Below are 18,142 nucleotides of genomic sequence, written 5' to 3'. Positions count from 1 at the left end.
CTGTTGGGCAGACGATCTCAACGCCTGAGCGTCCGGCCCGTTGCGGACCCGGCAGTCGCCCAAACAGCAAAACGGCCCCCGGATTGCTCCGGGGGCCGCTCTGTTACGCGACTCTGTATCCAACCGGCCTCAAGCAGCGCGTGAGCGCGTTAGGCCGAAAGGATGTCGTCTTACGCGATGATCTTGGCCACGACGCCGGCGCCGACGGTGCGGCCGCCTTCACGGATGGCGAAGCGCAGGCCCTGGTCCATCGCGATCGGGGTGATCAGCTCGACGTTCAGCTCGGCGTTGTCGCCCGGCATGATCATCTCGACGCCTTCCTTCAGCTGAACGATGCCGGTCACGTCCGTCGTGCGGAAGTAGAACTGCGGGCGATAGTTCGTGAAGAACGGGGTGTGACGACCGCCTTCTTCCTTGGTCAGGATGTAGGCTTCGGCCAGGAACTTGGTGTGCGGGGTGATGGAGCCCGGCTTGCACAGCACTTGGCCGCGCTCGACGTCTTCACGCTTGGTGCCGCGCAGCAGCACGCCGACGTTGTCGCCCGCTTGGCCTTGGTCGAGCAGCTTGCGGAACATTTCCACGCCCGTGCAGGTCGTCTTCTGGACCGGACGGATGCCGACGATCTCGACTTCCTCACCGACCTTGATGATGCCCTTCTCGACGCGGCCCGTGACCACGGTGCCGCGGCCCGAGATCGAGAACACGTCTTCGACCGGCATCAGGAACGGCAGGTCGACCGGACGCTCCGGCTGCGGGATGTAGGCGTCGACGGTTTCCATCAGGGCCAGAACGCGCTGTTCGCCGATTTCCGGGTTCACGCCGTCGGTCGCGGCCTTGGCCGAACCCTTGGTGATCGGAATGTCGTCGCCGGGGAACTGGTACGAGGTGAGCAGCTCGCGCACTTCCATCTCGACCAGCTCGAGCAGCTCTTCGTCGTCGACCAGGTCGACCTTGTTCATGAAGACCACCAGGGCCGGCACGCCGACCTGACGGGCCAGCAGGATGTGCTCGCGGGTCTGCGGCATCGGGCCGTCAGCGGCCGACACCACCAGGATCGCGCCGTCCATCTGCGCGGCGCCGGTGATCATGTTCTTCACATAGTCGGCGTGGCCGGGGCAGTCGACGTGGGCGTAGTGACGGTTGGCCGTCTCATATTCCACGTGCGCGGTGTTGATCGTGATGCCGCGCGCCTTCTCTTCCGGCGCAGCGTCGATGTCGGCGTAGTTCATCGCCTTCGCGCCGCCGGCCTTCGCCAGCGTCATCGTGATCGCAGCCGTCAACGTCGTCTTGCCGTGGTCAACGTGACCAATCGTGCCGATGTTGCAGTGCGGCTTCGTCCGTTCGAACTTTTCCTTGGCCATGGCCAAACTCCTGATGGCCCGGGTCCGTCAGCGGAGGGGCGCGATGCTGATCTTCTTAAAAACCTGGAGCGGGTAGACGGGATCGAACCGACATCCTCAGCTTGGAAGGCTGCTGCACTACCATTGTGCTATACCCGCGCGGAGACTGCGGAAGTTCTTTCGGAACGCCGCAGCCGGTTCCTCTCCGTCGTCCTGATCCGTCGTATCCGTCAAGGCGCGTGGTGGGGGAAGAAGGACTCGAACCTTCGAAGCTTACGCAGGGGATTTACAGTCCCCCCCCTTTGCCGCTCGGGACATTCCCCCAGCGCGCCTTGTCGAACCGTCGGACCCCTCGTTTCCGCCCATAAAGAAGCGGGACGAAACAAAAGCCTTCGGCTTGTCGCCTCCTCTAGGATAGAGGGGGCGCCCAGACCCGAAAGCCCTTGGGGCTCCAAATCGGAGGGCGTCTTATAGTGTCGTCGAAATCAGAACGCAACGACCGTAAAAGCGGTAAAAAACCGGTCTTCGGAAACCATCCCGACGGCCCTCGCGACAAGGGCCAAAAGCCCGCTGCGCAAGGGTTTAGCCGGCGCGAGGAAACCCCTCGTCAGCCCCGTTCGCCCGATCGGGGCAAGTCGGACGCCGATAATTTTCTGTGGGGGCGCCACCCGGTTTTGGCCGCTCTGGCGAATCCCGCCCGTCGCGGCATGGGTCGTCTGCTGGCCACGGCCGAGCGGGCCGCCGAGATCGAGAACAATGCTCTCGCAAACGGCCACAAGATCGAGGTGGTCGAAATCCAGGCCCTGACACGGATGCTGCCCGCCGGCGCCGTGCATCAGGGACTGGCCTTCAAGGTCCAGCCGCTGGAAGGCGTGTCGCTGGAAGAGCTGGCCGAGCCGGCTGAGGGCGTCATCGTCATGCTGGATCAGTTGACCGATCCCCAGAACGTCGGCGCCATCTTCCGATCGGCCCTGGCGTTCGGCGCGCGGGGTATCATCGTTCAGGACCGTCATGCTCCGGCCCTGGCCGGCGCCCTGGCCAAGGCGGCCGTCGGCGCCACCGAACGCCTGCCCCATGCGCGCGTCACGAATCTGTCCCGTGCGCTGGAGCGGCTGGCCGATCTGGGCTGGCGCGCGGTCGGGCTGGACGGAACGGGCGAACAGACGCTGGAGGAGGCGCTTGATCATCAGCCGACCGTTCTGGTCATGGGGTCCGAAGGCGACGGCATTCGTCGTCTGGTCGCCGAACATTGCGACGTCCTGGCCAAGATCCCCATGCCGGGCGGATTTGAAAGTCTGAACGTGTCCAACGCGGCGGCGGTCGCGCTTTATGAAGCGGCGCGCGCGCAACGCGGCTGACAGAACGCCGCACCGAGGCTAAGGAGCGGAAATGGAATTCCTCTCGTCTCCCGAACTCGCCAGCCAGGCCACGGCCCTGGGTCAGGTCCTGCTGATGGATCTGGTCCTGGCCGGCGACAACGCCGTCGCCGTGGGCCTGGCCGCCGCCGCCCTGCCCCAGGACCAGCGCAAGAAGGCCATTCTGATCGGCCTGGCCGCTGCCGTCGTCATGCGAATCGGCTTTGCGCTGATCACCGTGCAGCTTCTGGCCCTGGTCGGCCTGCTGCTGGCCGGCGGCCTGTTGCTGCTGTGGGTGTGCTGGAAGATGTGGCGCGAACTGCGCGAGCAAGCGACGCACGACCAGGCCGAAGCCGAGAAGGAACTCGAACTGGCCATGAGCATCGAGCACGGCTCTGGTCCGTCGCCCGAGGAACTGGGCATCAAGCGCAAGAGCTTCGGCGCCGCCTTGATTCAGATCATGGTCGCCGACATCACCATGTCGCTGGACAATGTGCTGGCCGTCGCCGGCGCTGCGCACGAACACCCCTGGATCATGGTCTTCGGCCTGGTGCTGTCGATCGCCCTAATGGGTGTCGCCGCCACCTATATCGCCAAGCTGCTGCACCGCTTCAGCTGGATCGGCTACATCGGTCTGGTCGTCGTCCTGTATGTCGCCCTGCATATGATCTGGGACGGCGCCCGTCAGGTGGTGGTCCGCACCGGCCATATGGACGAGTTCAACGCCTCGGCCCCCGCCTTCCTTGAGATCGGTCCCGAGGAAGCGGCCAAACACCTGGGTCAGAAGCGCACCGAGGACAGCCCGACGCCGGCGCCAGCCGAACCGACGGTCGCGCCATGACCGTCGCCACGGTCACCGTCGAAGAAGCCGCCGCCTGGCTGCAGGCCGGCGAAGCGGTGCTGATCGATGTGCGCGAGCCGGACGAGTTCGCCGCCGCCCGCATCAACGGCGCGATCCTGGCCCCGCTTAGCCAGATGCCCGCCGCCTGGGAGGCGCTGGACCTTCCGGCCGACAAGAAAATCATCGTCCAATGCCTGAAGGGCGGCCGCAGCCACCAGGTCTGCGCCTTCGTCGGCCCGACCGGCCCCGACGGCCAGCCGCTGTTCAATCTGACCGGCGGCATCCAGGCCTGGAATGCGGCGGGGCTTCCGGTCGTGTTCGCCGAGCAGGACTGATCAGCGACCGCGCAGCCAGCCGGTGACCGAAATCCGGTCCGCCGCCGCCGACAGGGCGACCTGCGTCACCGAATGGGGCGTCGGCACCTTCAGCAGGTTCAGGGTGTTGAAGCGCGGCGTAAAGGCCTCCGCCACATTGCCGTCGGCGCCATGGAAAGCCAGAAGGCCGCCCCACTCGATCCGCCAGACCGGCGTCAGATTCAGCACATAGGCGAAGAAGCGATTCTTGCCCTCGGCGTGATCGTCATGCTCGGTCAGAAAATGGCCGGCGCGATAACGGGTCAGTTGCGCATCGGCCAAGGCGAGCCGCGACTCGCCTGTCACGTCCCGCATCAAGCCCAGGAAGGCCTCGCCGTTCAGAAAGGCCAACATATCGGCCCACACCGGCGCCGCCTGCCCCGCCCGGACCAGATCGTAGATCGGGTGATTGTCGTACAGATATTGGAAGTCGGTCTGGGCCGAGGCCTGCACCGCCTGACCCAGCGCCTGTTTCTGATCCGGCGTCAGAGAGGCCAGCCAGGCGGCGGGCAGATCGACATGGCCGGTCCCGCGTCGCGTCACGACATTGTAGTCGGCGCGCATCGCCGCGCCGTAGAGCGCCTGCGCGTCCGTGGGGGCCAGGACGCCATCAATCTGCGCCCGCCCCGTGCGCGCCAACCGCTCACGAATGGCGGCGCGCGCTTGGTCAGTCAGGGGCGTCAGGGTCGGCGTCATCGCTTATCCCGTTCGGATCAGGCGTCCGCGCCGCCGAAGCGTTCGGACCATTCCGCGACCTGGGCATCCTCGATCTTGGCGAACAATACGCCCTGAGCTTCGACCTTGCCGCCCACAGGCAGACGGTTCAGCAGATCCTCGTCGGCGCCGGGCCAGCTCAGGTCCTCCACCCCAACCGACGCCGCGATCTTGGGCGCGGTGAAGGGCAGGATCGGCGCGGCCAGACGCGCGAACAGGGCCACCAGGTTCAGACCCGTGCGCACCCCCACCGCCGCGCGGTCGCGATCGGTCTTCAGCGCCGTCCAGGGCGCCGCGACCTGCAGATACTCGTTGCCCAGCACCCAGGCGGCGCGAATGGCGACAGCGGCCTTTCTGAACTCCATCGCCTCCAGCTGTTCGGTCGCCTCGGCGACGGCGGCCTTGATGTCGGCCTCCAGCTGGATCTCCACCGGACCGGGTTCGCCGCCCTCGGGCACCAAGCCGTCGAACTTCGACTCGGCGAACTTGACGATGCGGTTGACGAAGTTCCCCAGCACATCGGCCAGATCCTTGTTGGTCGAAGCCTGGAAGTCCTCCCAGGTGAAGGCCGAATCCGCGTGCTCCGGCCCGTAGGCCGTCAGGCGCCAGCGCCAGTAATCGGCCGGCAGAAGCTCCAGCGCCTGATCCATGAAGACGCCGCGCTTCTGGCTGGTGGAGAACTTGCCCCCATACCAGTTCAGCCAGTTGAAGGCCTTCAGCTGATCCACCGTCTTCCACGGTTCGCCCGAGCCGATGATGGTCGCGGGGAAGCTGACGGTGTGGAAGGCGACGTTGTCCTTGCCCATGAACTGGACATAGCGAACGTCTTCAGCGCCCTCGTCCAGACGCCACCAGTCACGCCACGAATCGCCCGTCGCCTCGGCCCATTCCTCGGTCGCGGCGATGTATTCGATGGGGGCGTCGAACCAGACGTAGAAGACCTTGTCCTCCATTCCGGGACGCGGGAAGCCGTCCTTGGTCACCGGCACGCCCCAGGCCAGGTCGCGGGTGATGCCCCGGTCGATCAGCCCCTCGTCCAGATGTTTGTAGGCGATGGACTTGGCCAGTTGTTGCCAGCCCGTCTTGCCGTCGACCCAGGCGCGGATTTCCGGCTCGATCTTGGTCTGAAGCAGATAGAGGTGACGCGTATCGCGCACCTCCAGATTCTTGGAGCCCGACACCGACGAATAGGGATCGATCAGGTCGGTCGGGTCCAGCAGGCGTCCGCAATTGTCGCACTGGTCGCCGCGCGCGCCGACATGGCCGCAGTGCGGACACGTCCCCTCGACATAGCGGTCGGGCAGGAAGCGGGCGTCGTCGATCGAATAGATCATCCGATCCACACGCTCCTCGATCAGGCCGTTCTTCTCCAGCGCCTCGGCGAAATGCTGGGTCAGGCGATGGTTCTGCGGGTTCGACGAGCGGCCGAACCAGTCATAACTCAGGCCGAACGCCTGGCCGGCTGCCTTTTGGATCTCGTGCTGCTCGTCGCAATAGGTACGCACGTCCTGTCCGGCGGCGGCGGCGGCCAGCTCGGCCGGGGTGCCATGCTCGTCCGTGGCGCAGATATAGAGCACCTCATGCCCCTGGGCCCGCTTGAACCGCGCCCAGACGTCGGCCGGCAACATCGAGCCCGCCAGATTCCCCAGGTGCTTGATGCCGTTGATGTAGGGCAGCGCCGAGGTGATGAGGATGCGAGCCATGATCGTCCAGGTGTTCGGGGAAGCGCAGGGATATAGAGCGGCGGCGCGGTTTCCTCAAACGCCTTGCGGCAGACGGCGCGCAATACGGATGAAACGCCCGGTCAGCAGGGTCGAGGACGCCAGGCTGGCAATCACCACGGCCCAAACGAGGCCGTTGACGCCCATCTGATGCGCCAGCACCCAGCCCAGCGGCATCATCACCGCGCCGTAGGCCGCGAAATGCATGATGGTGGGCCACCAGACGTCGCCCGCCGCGCGGTTGGCCTGGGCCGCCACGACCTGAATACCGTCCGCGACGAAGAACAGGGTCGCCAGCACCAGGGCCGGCGCGGCGATGGCCAGCAGGGTCGGATCGCGATTATAGGCGCCGACGATCAGATGGGCGCTGGGCCAGACTAGCAGGGCGACAACCAATGTCAGGGCCGTCACGACGCCCAGCCCCACCAGCCCGGCGCGCATCACCCCTCGCCCGTCGCCAGCGCCATAGCTGCGGCCCACCAGCACCGCCGTCGCCGACGACAGCCCCATCGGCAGCATGAAGACGATCGCCGAGACGTTCAGAACCACCGCCCAGGCCGCCGTCTCGGCCGTGCCGATCTGACCGGCGAAGAAGGTGAAGCCCGAAAAGGCCCCAACCTCGATGAAATAGGAGGCCCCGGCGCCCAGGCCGACCTTGACCTGCTCGCGCGCGGCCTTGGGATCGCGCTCGGGCTTGTCGAAGATGCCCAGCGCCCGCGCCTCGGGCAGACGCAGGATGTAGATCACCAGGAAGATCGCCAGCGCCGCCCGCGCCCCGAACGTCGCCCAGGCCGAGGCGAAGGCGCCGTCGAAGCCGAAGCCGAGGAGGTCCGGGACCAGTACGATGTTCAGCGCCAGATTGACCCCGTTCGCCACCCACATGGCCACCATGCCGGGCTTGGGCCGGCCCAGAGCCTCCAGGAAGAACTGGCCTGTCACCGAGATCAGATAGAAGGGCATGGACAGGGCGAACACGACCAGGGCAGGCCCCGCGCCCTCCGCCAGACCGTCCTCCAGCCCCAGCTTGCCCAGTCCCCACGGGCCAATGGCGATCAGGGCGATCATCGACACGACGCCGATCTGCAACGAATAGGTCAGGCCGCGACGCAGCACCGAGCCGACCGCGTGCCGACGCCCCTCGCCCAGCATCCGCGCCGTCATCACCTGCACGCCCAGCATCAGGCCCACCGCCGTCGTCACCACGATCGACGTCGGCGCCCAGGCCAGAGAATGGAACGCCAGTTCCTGGCTGGAATAGTTGCCCACCACGATGGCGTCGGTCAGCCCCATGGTCATAATGCCGATGCGCGCCAGGATCACCGGCCATGCCAGGTTCAGCAGGTCGCGGAAGGCGGTACGGGTCTGGGGGCTGAGCGCGATCATCGGACGCGGCACAGGCCACGCCGACTCGCCGGGGTCAACTCCCAAAAACGTTGAGGGCTTGGCCTACCAGGCGCCCAGTTCGCGCAGCTGACGCACCAGTTCTTCCGGAGCCTCGCCAGCGTCGAGGTCGGTCAGATCGACCGGCGCATCTTTTGGCTCGAAATATCGCCAACCCTGGAAGGGTCGCCGGGCCATGGGCGCGGTGCGAATGACTTTGGGTTCGAGCGTGATCTCGCATCGGCTCTGCTTGCCCTCGCCCAAGGTTGTGATGTCCAGCACCGGCTGTCGACAGACGATCGTTCCCTTCACCACCCAGTAAAGCGAGCCGCCGTCCTCGATCTCGGTCGCCCGTTTCGGTGTCATTCGCGTATGAACCACCAGCGGCCCGCCCTTGGCGGCGCGGGTTTCCAGCCATTCGACGTCCGGCACCCCGACGCCCAGCTTGATCATGTGAAGCGGCATGGCGACCACGTAGTGCCCCTTAAACGCATTGGCCAGATTCTTAATCTTAGAGGGCTAACCATCGGCTCGCGCCGCTCAGTTCGCCCAGCGCCTTTAGGACCAGTATGTACGGATTGATTACCCGCCTGACGGCCCATCCCGGCCGCCGCGACGAACTGGGCCTCTGCCTGCTGGATCCCAATGTGAAGCGACCGGGCTGCCACAGCTACGTCGTGGCGCACGATGTGAATGACGCCGACGCCCTGCTCGTCACAGAGGTCTGGATGAGCAAGGCCTCGCACGATGCTTGGTTCAACACGATCCGCGAATCCAGAGTGATGCGTCCGGCGCTCGGCTTGATCGCGCTATGGGGCGACACGGTCGTGACGCGCCCGATCGGCGGCGTGGGGCTTTAGTCCGCCTTCACCACCGCCAGCACGGCCGCCTCGACGACCTGGTCGCCAAGAGACGCGACGCTTTCCACCACGCCGTCGAACGGCGCGGTCAGGGCGTGTTCCATCTTCATGGCTTCCAATACCACGACCGGCTGGCCCTTCGTCACCGCATCGCCGGCCTTGACCGGCGTAGCCACGATCTTGCCCGGCATGGGCGCGCGCAGGGAACCGTCCGACACCGCGCCCGCGCCTGACCCCACGGCGGCGCGATAGGGGGTGACGCGACGCGCCTCGCCATCGACGAACAGGACGAAACCGTCGTCGACGGCCTGATAGCCGAACAGGCGATCCCCGGCCTGGACCTGATCGAACCCGACGTGGGCCAGTTCGCCCTGCGAACCGCGCCAGCCCGTTTCGACCGGCGTCACCGCAGCGGACACGCCCTGACCGTCGATATGGGCCCAGACGGTTGTCTGCGCCGGCGCATTCAGGCGCACGCCATAGGACAGACCCGGCTGGCCGCCCCAAGGGCTGAACCGGTCCGAACGCGCCTCGACCGCATCCGCCGCCGCTTCCGCAATCAGGGTCAGGGCCGCAAGCGTCGCTTCGTCGGACGGCTGCGGCTGCAACGCCGCCTCCTCCGCCGCGATGAAGCCCGTGTCCACGTCGCCCGCGACGAAGCGCGGATGCTCCAGGCAGCGTTTCAGGAAGCCGGCGTTGGCCTTGACCGGCCAGACCTCGACCTCGCCGGCCGCCTCGGCCAGACGCGCCGCCGCCGCCTCGCGCGTGTCCTCATGGACGATCAGCTTGGCGATCATCGGGTCATAGAACTGGCTGACCTCGCCGCCTTGCTCCACGCCGGTGTCGACGCGGATGCTGTCCGGCATGACGAAATGCTCCAGCTTGCCGATGGAGGGCAGGAAGCCGTTGGCCGGATCCTCGGCATACAGCCGCGCCTCCATGGCCCAGCCGTTCAGCTGGATCTCGGTCTGCTTCAACGGGATCGGCTCGCCCGCGGCAACGCGGAACTGCCATTCGACCAGATCGACGCCCGTCACGCTCTCGGTCACGGGATGCTCGACCTGCAGCCGGGTGTTCATCTCCATGAACCAGACGCCGTCCGCCTTCAGCCCGTCCGAGGCGTCGGCGATGAACTCGATGGTCCCAGCCCCAACGTAGTTGACCGCCCGGGCCGCCTTGATCGCAGCCCCGGTCACGGCCGCGCGCACGTCATCGCTCATGCCCGGCGCCGGGGCCTCTTCGATCACCTTCTGATGGCGGCGTTGCAGCGAACAGTCGCGCTCATAAAGGTGCACGACCTCGCCGTGCTTGTCGCCGAACACCTGCACCTCGATGTGGCGTGGCCGGGTGATGTAGCGTTCGATCAGCACCCGATCGTCGCCGAAGGCCGCAGCCCCCTCGCGCTTGGCGCTGGCCAAACCGGCGGCAAAATCGGCCGGATCATCGACCCGTTTCATCCCCTTGCCGCCGCCGCCCGCGACCGCCTTGATCAGCACCGGATAGCCGATCCGCGCCGCCTCGGCCGTCAGGGTTTCCTCCGACTGATCGGCGCCCTGATAGCCTGGCGTCACCGGCACCCCGGCCTGGATCATCAGCTCCTTGGCCGCGTCCTTCAGACCCATGGCGCGAATCGAGGACGGGTCCGGCCCGATCCAGATCAGGCCCGCCGCCACGACGGCCTCGGCGAAGTCGGCGTTCTCGCTCAGGAAGCCATATCCGGGGTGGATCGCCTCGGCCCCCGTCGCCTTGGCCGCCGCCAGCACCTTGGCGCCGTCCAGATAGGATTCGCGCGCCGCCGCCGGTCCGATCAGCACCGCCTCGTCGGCCTCGCGCACATGCAGGGCGTTGGCGTCCGCCTCGGAATAGACGGCGATGGTGCGAATCCCCATCCGCTTGGCGGTGCGGAAGACACGGCAGGCGATTTCGCCGCGATTGGCGACAAGGACGGACTTGAACATGAAGCGGTCTTAGCCGGATCGTGCGCATCAGGCGAGAGGCAGAGCACGACCCTTCTCACGCGACGCGGCAGGCGTTAAGCCCCTCCGATGTCCCTGCGCGCCCTCTTCGTCACCCAAGTCTATGAAGCCTCCCTCGCCGAAGGGCGTGGCTGGTCTGACTTCAACGCACAGCTGATCGACGTCATCCGGATGATGGCCGAGGAGGACGAGGCCGGCCGCCGGTGGTGCAAGGCCCACGCCTATCGCGGCTACACCTCCTACGGATCGCTGAACGACCTGCCCCAGCGGTTCCCCGAGTTCGCGGAGCTGAAGCGCCATCTGGATCGCCATGCCGTCGCCTATGCTAAGGCGCTGAACTTCGACCTGGCCCGCAAACCCCGCCTCGACAATCTGTGGGTCAACATCTTGAAGCCCGGCGGGGGCCATACGGGTCACATCCACCCGCACGCTTTCCTGTCGGGCACCGTCTATATCGACGTGCCAGACGGCGCCTCATCGCTAAAGCTGGAAGATCCCCGCCTGCCCTTCATGATGGCCCGACCGTCGGTGACGGATGAGGCGAGCGAGGCCGAGCGGCCGTTCGTCTATCTGCAGCCTCAGGCAGGCACAGTGCTGATGTGGGAAAGCTGGCTGCGGCACGAGGTGCCGACCAACCTGGCCAAGGCCGACCGGATTTCAATCAGCTTCAACTACGCGTGAAATCGGCCGCCGTTTCCGGCGGCCGATCAGCGCAATCAGACCGTCCAGCTGGCCTTGCGCTTTTCCAGGAAGGCGGCGACGCCCTCGCGGCCTTCGTCCGACACGCGGGCGCGGGCGATGCGTTTGGCGGTTTCGTCCATCAGACCGTTGTCGATCTTGTGGTGCGCGATGTCGTTGACCAAACGCTTGGCCTCGCCCATCGCGCCCGGCGCATTGTTGGTCAGGCTGTCGCTCAGCATCGAGATGAACTCGTCCACCGATCCTTCGGGCAGCACGAGGTCGATCAGGCCGGCATGGGCGGCGTAGTCGGCGTCGAAGGCGTTGGCGGTCAGGAACAACTGGCGGGCGCGGCGCGCGCCGACAGCCTCGATCACATAGGGCGCGATGGTCGCCGGGATCAGGCCCAGCTTGACTTCGGAGAAGGCGAAACGCGCCCCCTCGACCGCCACGGCCATGTCGCAGGCGGCGACGATGCCCGCTCCGCCGCCCATGGCGTTGCCTTCGACCACCGCCACCGTCAGGGCGGGAATGTCGTGCAGGGCCTTCAGCATTTTCGCCAGGCCCATGGCATCGTCGCGGTTGTCGCTCTCGGACCAGCCGGCGGCGTCGCGCATCCAGTTCAGATCGGCCCCGGCGCTGAAGGTGCCGCCCGCCCCCCGAATGAAGACGGCCCGCACCCGGTCCGCGCCGTGCAGCGTCTCGAACGCCTCATGTAAGGCTGCGATAGTCGCGGCGTCGAAGGCGTTCTTCTTGGCCGGACGGTTGATGGTGACGAAGACGACGCCGTCGGTGGTCGAATCGATCTGCACCAGATCGTCGTCCGCGTCGGGCGCCGCATCGGGCACCAGCGGCTGGGCGATGCTGTTGATCTCGGCCGCCTCGGCGTCGGTGACGTCCAGGGCGTTGAGGTCAGCTTCGGTCGGTTGATCGGCCATGAGTGTCTCCAAACTGCGTGTCCGCTCACAACGAGGCGCGGACCAATAGGTTACATTCGGAACAGGCCGAACGTCGTCTCCGGGATCGGGGCGTTCAGGCTGGCGCTGATGGCCAGGCCCAGCACATCGCGCGTCTGCGCCGGATCGATGACGCCGTCGTCCCACAGGCGGGCGGTGGCGTAATAGGGATTGCCTTCGTCCTCGTACTTCTGACGGATCGGCGCCTTGAAGGCCTCGGCGTCGTCCGCGCTCCAGGTCTCGGCGTCGCGGTGCACGGTGGCCAGCACGCTGGCGGCCTGCTCGCCGCCCATGACCCCGATCCGGCTGTTAGGCCAGGTGAATAGGAAGCGCGGCGAATAGGCCCGGCCGCACATGCCATAGTTCCCCGCGCCGAAACTGCCGCCGATCAGGACGGTGAACTTGGGCACCTCGGCCGAGGCCACGGCCGTCACCAGCTTGGCGCCGTCCTTGGCGATGCCGCCCGCTTCGTATTTGCCGCCGACCATGAAGCCCGAGATGTTCTGCAGGAACAGCAGCGGAATCTTGCGCTTGCAGGCCAGTTCGATGAAGTGCGCGCCCTTCTGGGCGCTCTCGGAAAAGATGACGCCGTTGTTGGCCAGGATGGCGACCGGATAACCCCAGATGCGCGCGAACCCGCACACCAGGGTCGAGCCATACAGGCTCTTGAACTCGTCGAACTCCGACCCGTCCACCAGCCGGGCGATGACCTCGCGCACATCATAGGGGGCGCGCACGTCGTCGGGGATCAGGCCGTACAGCTCCTCCGCGTCGAAGGCCGGCGCGCGCGGTTCGCGCACATCCATCTCGACGGCCTTGGTCGTGTTCAGATTGGCGACGATGGAGCGCACGATCTCCAGCGCATGCTCATCGTTCTCGGCCACATGATCGACCACGCCCGAGCGACGGCCGTGGGTCTCCGCCCCGCCCAGCTCCTCCGCCGAGATGACCTCGCCTGTCGCCGCCTTCACCAACGGCGGCCCGGCCAGGAAGATGGCGCCCTGGTTCCTGACGATGATCGTCTCGTCCGACATGGCCGGCACATAGGCCCCTCCGGCGGTGGACAGGCCCATGACGCAGGCGATCTGGGCGATGCCCTTGGCGCTCATCCGGGCCTGGTTGAAGAAGATGCGGCCGAAATGGTCGCGGTCGGGAAACACCTCGGCCTGGTGCGGCAGATTGGCTCCGCCGGAATCCACCAGATAGACGCACGGCAGGCGGTTCTGCTCGGCGACTTCCTGGGCGCGCAGGTGCTTCTTCACCGTCATGGGGAAATAGGCGCCGCCCTTCACCGTCGGGTCGTTGCAGACGATCATGACCTCGCGGCCCGAGACCCGACCGATGCCGGCGATGACGCCCGCCGCCGGGGCCTCGCCGTCATACATGTCGTGCGCAGCCAGTTGCCCGATCTCTAGGAAGGGCGAGCCGGGATCCAGCAGGCGCTCGACGCGGTCGCGCGGCAACAGCTTGCCGCGAGCGACGTGACGCTCGCGGGACTTGTCAGACCCGCCGCGCGCGGCCTTGGCCACATGGTTGCGCAACTCGGCGACCAGGGCGCTGTTGTGCGCGTGCAGGGACTTGTATTTTTGGCTTTGCGGATCGACCGCGGACGTCAGCTTCGGCATGGGGCTGGTTTAGGCGGGGTCGAGGGGCGCCACAAGCGTCTGCCGCCATCCTTGCTTCCTCGCCCCTTTTCGCCTATAGGCCCCGCCTTTCCAGGGCTTCGGTCCTGTCGCGGAGCACCAAAGGGTTGGACGTTCGGTCCGGCCGCCGCGCCAGGAGCCATCGTGGAGACCGACTTACCCGGTCGTTTCCGCGCCGACGCCCACAAGGGAGACTACCGCATGGCTCTTTACGAGCACACGGTCATGACGCGCCAGGATATCTCGGCGCAACAGGCCGAAGCGCTGAATGACACCATCAAGGATCTGATCGTCGCCGGTGGCGGCTCGGTCGCCAAGATCGAATACTGGGGTCTGCGCAACCTGACCTACCGCGTGAAGAAGAACCGCAAGGCTCACTATTCGCTGCTGGCCGTCGACGCCCCTCCGGCCGCCATGGCCGAAGTCGAGCGTCAGCTGTCGATCAACGAAGACGTGCTGCGCTGGCTGACCGTCCGCGTCGAGGAACTCGACCTGGAACTGTCGCCGCTGCTGGCCCGCCGCGAGCGTGAACGCGAGCGTGAGCGCGAGCGCACTCCGCGCGACGACGCCGCCGCCGACGCCGAATAAGGAACCCGGAACATGACCGATACCACCGCCCCGACCCCGGGCGCACCGGCGGGCTCCGGCGCCGCCGGCCGCCGCCCCTTCTATCGTCGCCGCAAGGTCTGCCCGTTCTCGGGCGCCAATGCGCCGAAGATCGACTACAAGGACGTCAAGCTGCTGCAGCGTTACGTCTCCGAACGCGGCAAGATCGTGCCTTCGCGCATCACCGCCGTCTCCCAGAAGAAGCAGCGTGAACTGGCCAAGGCCATCAAGCGCGCTCGCTATCTGGCCCTCCTGCCTTACGTGGTGAAGTGAGATGAAGGTCGTTCTGCTTGAACGCGTCGAGAATCTCGGCGCCATCGGCGACGTCGTGTCCGTCAAGGACGGCTTCGCCCGTAACTTCCTTCTGCCGCGCGACAAGGCCCGCCGGGCCACCGCCGCCAACCTGAAGGCGTTCGAACTCGACCGCGCCGCCATCGAGCAGCGCAACGAGAAGAACAAGGCCGACGCACAGAAGGTCGCCGACAAGATCGACGGCCAGACCTACGTCATGATCCGTCAGGCCGGTGAAACCGGTCACCTGTACGGTTCGGTCGCCGGTCGCGACGTCGCCGAGGCCATCCAGGCCGAAGGCGGCAAGGTCGAGCGCTCGCAGGTCGTCCTGAACACGGCGATCAAGAGCCTGGGCGTCCACGAAGTGCCGGTTCGCCTGCACGCCGAGGTCCGCGCCACGGTCAAGATCAACATCGCCCGTTCGATGGACGAGGCCGAGCGCCAAGCCAAGGGCGAGGACGTGATCCGCAGCCAGTTCGATGATGAGCGCCAGGCCGCCGAGCAATCGGCCCAGGAACTGATCGAAGGCGGCGCCGGTCAACAGGAAGGCTTCGGCGACGAAGCCTGATCCGACCGGATCCCAAACGACATCAAGGGCGCGTCTCGCAAGGGACGCGCCCTTTTTGCTGCGCGGCAGACGGTCGCCAACCGCACGGCCGATCGTCACCTTGACCTATGACAAGATTACAACAAACCCAGATCATTGATCTCTCAAATGGACATCTAGACATTAAGCTTGCTTGACGTCGTCACATTGCGGTCACAGCCTGCAACTGAGGCCTGCGTTTCGATTATATGCGCAAGATTATTGCGCTTTTAGAGGCGCCGACCGAGGGCGACGGCATGACGGCCTGCCGAGCGCCGACACAGAGGGCTGTCGTGCATCGTCGGGGACTATCAATGAAAATCGGATACGGTCGTCAGGCCCTGTTGGCCTTTGCCTCCACCAGCGCGCTCTTCATCGCCTCATCGGCGTTCGCCCAGACCACTCCTCCGCCAAGCGAAGCCACCGATGTCGATGAGATCGTCGTCACCGGCACGCGCACCGTTGGGCGCAGCCGGCTCGACAGCGTCGCGCCCGTCGATGTCATCACCGGCGAAACTCTGGCGAAACAGGGCACCGGCACAGAATTGGCCGCCGCCCTCGCCGCCACCGCCCCCTCCATCAACTTCCCTCGTCCCGCCATTTCCGACGGCTCGGATCACGTCCGCCCGGCGACCCTGCGCGGCCTGGCGCCCGACCAGACCCTGGTGCTGCTGAACGGCCAGCGCGGCCACGTCGGCGCCCTGGTCAATGTCAACGGCGCGCTGGGTCGTGGCTCGACCGCCTTCGACCTGAACACCATCCCGTCGATCAGCTTGGGATCGGTCGAGGTTCTGCGCGACGGCGCCTCGGCCCAATACGGCGCCGACGCCATCGCCGGCGTCATCAATCTGCGTCTGCGCCAGGCCTCGAGCGGCGGCGGCATCACCGCCAACTACGGCATCTACGACACCGACTTCACGACCGCGCGCGGCGAACACAGCCGCCGCGACGGCGAACAGACCTCGCTCGCCGGCTGGATCGGCCTGCCCCTGTTTGGCGACGGCTTCCTGACCCTTTCGGGCGAAGTCCAGAAACGCCAGCCCACCAATCGCTCCGACTACGCGGCGACCACCGCCGTTAACGGAGGCAGTGCGACCACCGTCATCGGTCGCTTCGGCGATCCTTATACCGAAGCCTACACCGGCTATTTCAACGCCGGCAAACCGCTTGGCGGCGAATGGGAAGCCTATGCCTTCGGCGGCTATCAGAAGCGCAAGTCCGAGGCTGCGGCGACCGCCCGCGCCTTCAACAACTCAAACAACGTCACCGCCATCTATCCCAATGGCTTCCTGCCAATCATCGCCGCCGACATCGACGACTACAATATATACGGCGGCCTGAAAGGCCCCGCCGCCGGCTTCGACTGGGATATCTCGGTCGGGTACGGCCGAAACGAGTTGGACTATCGCGTCCTGAACTCCCTGAACGCCTCCTATGGCGCCGCGTCTCAGACCCAGTTCGACGCCGGCGGCCTCAGCTACGGTCAACTGACCATCGGCGTGGATGCGGTGAAACAGATCGAAGCGAACCTGTATGAACCGCTCAACGTCGCCTTCGGAGTCGAATACCGACGCGAGGACTTCAACGTCACTGCAGGCGAGCCGACATCCTACAACAAGGGCCCTGTCACGGCCGGCGGCGCCGGATCGCAGGGCTTCCCTGGCTTTGCGCCATCCAATGCGGTCGATGTCGATCGCAACAACGTCAGCGCCTACATCGACCTGGAGGGCAAATTCTCCGAGCAGTTCAGCGTCGGTCTGGCCGGGCGCTACGAGGACTATTCCGATTTCGGCGATCAGTTCACGGGCAAGATTTCGGGACGCTACGACTTCACCGAGGCCTTCGCCCTGCGTGGCGCCATATCGACTGGCTTCAAATCGCCAGCCCTTCAGCAACAGTACTTCAGCTACATCGCCACCAACCTTGTCGCCACAGCGGGCGGCGTGGTGCTGCAGCAGAACGGCTCGTATCGGGTCGACGATCCCATCGCGATCGCCCTGGGTTCAAAGCCGCTGGAGCCCGAGACCTCGACCAACTACTCGCTTGGCGCGGTCTTCCGACATGAGGGCTTTGAGCTGACGGTGGACACCTACCGCATCGATGTCGCTGACCGGATCATCTATTCCGAGACGCTCGGCGTGTCGCGGCCCAGCCAGACGGCGCAATCCACGGCTGCCATTCAGGCTCTGCTCGCTCCGTTCGGCGTCACCGGCGCGCGGTTCTTCCTGAACGGTGTGGACACCTCGACCAGCGGCGTCGATGTCGTGGCGCGCTATCGGACGCAGCAGGATTTCGGGCGGTTCGATTTCACACTGGCGGGCAACTTCAACTCCACCGAAGTCACCAAGACGCCGGCGGTTCCCAGCAACCTCGCCATTGCCCCGTCCGACGCCTTCCTCTTCGACCGCTCTTCCAAACTGTCGTTTGAGCAAGGCACGCCGGAACAGAAGATCGTCGCCAGCGTGGACTGGTCGCTGGGCGACTTCGGTGCGACCTTAAAGGGCACCAGCTACGACAGCGTTCTGGTCGCCAACAACAACGCCACCCTGGACTACGAAACGGGCGACGCGCTGCTGGTGGATCTGGAGGGCCGCTACACTCTGCCGTTCGGCGTCTCGCTCGCTGTCGGCGTGAACAACCTGACCGACGAATATCCAACCGCCACGCCGACCAACATCAACGGCGCGACCGGTTCGGTGGGCTACCCGAGCTACTCGCCTTACGGCTTCAACGGCCGCTTCTTCTACGGCCGTCTGAGCTACAACTTTTAAGCCAACTGATATCCCACTCGAATGGGGCGTTCTTCGGAGCGCCCCATTTTGCGTGGCAATAGATTTCCTAC

The 18,142-nt window shown here is 65.9% G+C and carries 17 protein-coding genes and 2 tRNA genes; 9 read left to right on the top strand and 10 right to left on the bottom strand.

The window, feature by feature from the left end:
* Positions 1-170 precede the first annotated feature (170 nt).
* From tuf to BLR19_RS01030, 3 genes are all read right to left on the bottom strand, one after another.
* Positions 171-1,361 carry an elongation factor Tu gene (gene tuf, locus BLR19_RS01040; RefSeq protein ID WP_091746214.1) on the bottom strand — a complete coding sequence of 397 codons (1,191 nt, stop codon included), beginning with the start codon at positions 1,359-1,361 and terminating at the stop codon, positions 171-173.
* 64 nt (positions 1,362-1,425) lie between these two features.
* A tRNA-Gly gene (locus BLR19_RS01035) sits at positions 1,426-1,499 on the bottom strand.
* A gap of 81 nt (positions 1,500-1,580) precedes the next feature.
* Positions 1,581-1,664, bottom strand: a tRNA-Tyr gene (locus BLR19_RS01030).
* A 149-nt stretch (positions 1,665-1,813) separates the two neighbouring features.
* Between BLR19_RS01030 and rlmB the strand changes: the two genes are divergently transcribed.
* Genes rlmB through BLR19_RS01015 form a run of 3 tightly spaced genes read left to right on the top strand, consistent with a single transcriptional unit; the run spans position 1,814 to position 3,871 of the window.
* Positions 1,814-2,698: a 23S rRNA (guanosine(2251)-2'-O)-methyltransferase RlmB gene (rlmB, locus tag BLR19_RS01025; RefSeq protein ID WP_091746211.1), complete on the top strand. Its 885-nt coding sequence runs from the start codon at positions 1,814-1,816 to the stop codon at positions 2,696-2,698.
* Positions 2,699-2,729: 31 nt separating this feature from the next.
* The gene (locus BLR19_RS01020; RefSeq protein WP_066551197.1) at positions 2,730-3,536 is read left to right on the top strand and encodes a TerC family protein; all 807 of its coding nucleotides are present in this window, start codon (positions 2,730-2,732) and stop codon (positions 3,534-3,536) included.
* On the top strand, positions 3,533-3,871 hold the full coding sequence (locus BLR19_RS01015; RefSeq protein WP_091746207.1) for a rhodanese-like domain-containing protein: 339 nt from the start codon (positions 3,533-3,535) through the stop codon (positions 3,869-3,871). The genes BLR19_RS01020 and BLR19_RS01015 overlap by 4 nt, the downstream gene beginning before the upstream one ends.
* On the opposite strand, the gene BLR19_RS01010 is transcribed toward BLR19_RS01015, so the two are convergent.
* Genes BLR19_RS01010 through BLR19_RS00995 form a run of 4 tightly spaced genes read right to left on the bottom strand, consistent with a single transcriptional unit; the run spans position 3,872 to position 8,169 of the window.
* A complete protein-coding gene (locus BLR19_RS01010; RefSeq protein ID WP_091746204.1) occupies positions 3,872-4,585 on the bottom strand; it encodes a 2OG-Fe(II) oxygenase in 714 nt (237 codons plus the stop codon).
* Between the two features lie 17 nt (positions 4,586-4,602).
* Positions 4,603-6,306 carry a methionine--tRNA ligase gene (gene metG / locus BLR19_RS01005; protein WP_091746201.1) on the bottom strand — a complete coding sequence of 568 codons (1,704 nt, stop codon included), beginning with the start codon at positions 6,304-6,306 and terminating at the stop codon, positions 4,603-4,605.
* 54 nt (positions 6,307-6,360) lie between these two features.
* Positions 6,361-7,719, bottom strand: a complete 1,359-nt coding sequence (locus BLR19_RS01000; protein WP_231868765.1) for an MATE family efflux transporter — start codon at positions 7,717-7,719, stop codon at positions 6,361-6,363.
* 51 nt (positions 7,720-7,770) lie between these two features.
* On the bottom strand, positions 7,771-8,169 hold the full coding sequence (locus BLR19_RS00995) for a DUF1489 family protein (RefSeq protein ID WP_045810585.1): 399 nt from the start codon (positions 8,167-8,169) through the stop codon (positions 7,771-7,773).
* A gap of 104 nt (positions 8,170-8,273) precedes the next feature.
* Here BLR19_RS00995 and BLR19_RS00990 point away from each other — a divergent pair, with 104 nt between their 5' ends.
* Positions 8,274-8,564, top strand: coding sequence for a putative quinol monooxygenase (locus tag BLR19_RS00990; RefSeq protein ID WP_039247635.1), 291 nt, complete (start codon positions 8,274-8,276; stop codon positions 8,562-8,564).
* Here the strand turns inward: BLR19_RS00990 and BLR19_RS00985 are convergent.
* The gene (locus BLR19_RS00985) at positions 8,561-10,522 is read right to left on the bottom strand and encodes an acetyl/propionyl/methylcrotonyl-CoA carboxylase subunit alpha (RefSeq protein ID WP_091746197.1); all 1,962 of its coding nucleotides are present in this window, start codon (positions 10,520-10,522) and stop codon (positions 8,561-8,563) included. The genes BLR19_RS00990 and BLR19_RS00985 overlap by 4 nt on opposite strands.
* A gap of 87 nt (positions 10,523-10,609) precedes the next feature.
* Between BLR19_RS00985 and BLR19_RS00980 the strand changes: the two genes are divergently transcribed.
* Complete coding sequence (locus tag BLR19_RS00980; protein ID WP_091746166.1) at positions 10,610-11,221, top strand: TIGR02466 family protein; 612 nt, start codon at positions 10,610-10,612, stop codon at positions 11,219-11,221.
* A 35-nt stretch (positions 11,222-11,256) separates the two neighbouring features.
* Here BLR19_RS00980 and BLR19_RS00975 read toward each other — a convergent pair whose 3' ends face one another.
* On the bottom strand, positions 11,257-12,156 hold the full coding sequence (locus BLR19_RS00975; protein WP_091746162.1) for an enoyl-CoA hydratase-related protein: 900 nt from the start codon (positions 12,154-12,156) through the stop codon (positions 11,257-11,259).
* 50 nt (positions 12,157-12,206) lie between these two features.
* Entirely contained in the window at positions 12,207-13,799 is a 1,593-nt protein-coding gene (locus BLR19_RS00970; protein ID WP_091746159.1) for a carboxyl transferase domain-containing protein, read from the bottom strand.
* Positions 13,800-14,018: 219 nt separating this feature from the next.
* On the opposite strand from BLR19_RS00970, the gene rpsF reads away from it, so the two are divergent.
* The 4 genes from rpsF to BLR19_RS00950 all read left to right on the top strand — a co-directional run bounded on the left by rpsF (position 14,019) and on the right by BLR19_RS00950 (position 18,071).
* The gene (gene rpsF / locus BLR19_RS00965) at positions 14,019-14,405 is read left to right on the top strand and encodes a 30S ribosomal protein S6 (RefSeq protein ID WP_026108635.1); all 387 of its coding nucleotides are present in this window, start codon (positions 14,019-14,021) and stop codon (positions 14,403-14,405) included.
* A 12-nt stretch (positions 14,406-14,417) separates the two neighbouring features.
* On the top strand, positions 14,418-14,696 hold the full coding sequence (gene rpsR, locus BLR19_RS00960; RefSeq protein WP_008259463.1) for a 30S ribosomal protein S18: 279 nt from the start codon (positions 14,418-14,420) through the stop codon (positions 14,694-14,696).
* Position 14,697: 1 nt separating this feature from the next.
* Entirely contained in the window at positions 14,698-15,282 is a 585-nt protein-coding gene (gene rplI / locus BLR19_RS00955; protein ID WP_055754943.1) for a 50S ribosomal protein L9, read from the top strand.
* A 332-nt stretch (positions 15,283-15,614) separates the two neighbouring features.
* Positions 15,615-18,071, top strand: coding sequence for a TonB-dependent receptor plug domain-containing protein (locus tag BLR19_RS00950; protein ID WP_091746156.1), 2,457 nt, complete (start codon positions 15,615-15,617; stop codon positions 18,069-18,071).
* Positions 18,072-18,142 lie beyond the last annotated feature (71 nt).

Source organism: Brevundimonas sp. 374 (assembly GCF_900102995.1).
Classification (GTDB): Bacteria; Pseudomonadota; Alphaproteobacteria; order Caulobacterales; family Caulobacteraceae; genus Brevundimonas; species Brevundimonas vesicularis_C.
Note: the sequence above shows the minus strand (reverse complement) of the source record. Positions and strands in the feature narration are given on the sequence as shown.

Bases quoted from the DNA above. Each gene is read 5' to 3' on its own strand.
- BLR19_RS00995 (WP_045810585.1), bottom strand. From the start codon at position 8,169: ATGCCGCTTCACATGATCAAGCTGGGCGTCGGGGTGCCGGACGTCGAA.
- BLR19_RS00975 (WP_091746162.1), bottom strand. From the start codon at position 12,156: ATGGCCGATCAACCGACCGAAGCTGACCTCAACGCCCTGGACGTCACC.
- BLR19_RS01015 (WP_091746207.1), top strand. From the start codon at position 3,533: ATGACCGTCGCCACGGTCACCGTCGAAGAAGCCGCCGCCTGGCTGCAG.
- BLR19_RS01010 (WP_091746204.1), bottom strand. From the start codon at position 4,585: ATGACGCCGACCCTGACGCCCCTGACTGACCAAGCGCGCGCCGCCATT.
- BLR19_RS00990 (WP_039247635.1), top strand. From the start codon at position 8,274: ATGTACGGATTGATTACCCGCCTGACGGCCCATCCCGGCCGCCGCGAC.
- BLR19_RS00970 (WP_091746159.1), bottom strand. From the start codon at position 13,799: ATGCCGAAGCTGACGTCCGCGGTCGATCCGCAAAGCCAAAAATACAAG.
- metG (WP_091746201.1), bottom strand. From the start codon at position 6,306: ATGGCTCGCATCCTCATCACCTCGGCGCTGCCCTACATCAACGGCATC.
- rplI (WP_055754943.1), top strand. From the start codon at position 14,698: ATGAAGGTCGTTCTGCTTGAACGCGTCGAGAATCTCGGCGCCATCGGC.
- BLR19_RS00980 (WP_091746166.1), top strand. From the start codon at position 10,610: ATGTCCCTGCGCGCCCTCTTCGTCACCCAAGTCTATGAAGCCTCCCTC.
- tuf (WP_091746214.1), bottom strand. From the start codon at position 1,361: ATGGCCAAGGAAAAGTTCGAACGGACGAAGCCGCACTGCAACATCGGC.
- rpsF (WP_026108635.1), top strand. From the start codon at position 14,019: ATGGCTCTTTACGAGCACACGGTCATGACGCGCCAGGATATCTCGGCG.
- BLR19_RS00950 (WP_091746156.1), top strand. From the start codon at position 15,615: ATGAAAATCGGATACGGTCGTCAGGCCCTGTTGGCCTTTGCCTCCACC.
- BLR19_RS00985 (WP_091746197.1), bottom strand. From the start codon at position 10,522: ATGTTCAAGTCCGTCCTTGTCGCCAATCGCGGCGAAATCGCCTGCCGT.
- BLR19_RS01020 (WP_066551197.1), top strand. From the start codon at position 2,730: ATGGAATTCCTCTCGTCTCCCGAACTCGCCAGCCAGGCCACGGCCCTG.
- rpsR (WP_008259463.1), top strand. From the start codon at position 14,418: ATGACCGATACCACCGCCCCGACCCCGGGCGCACCGGCGGGCTCCGGC.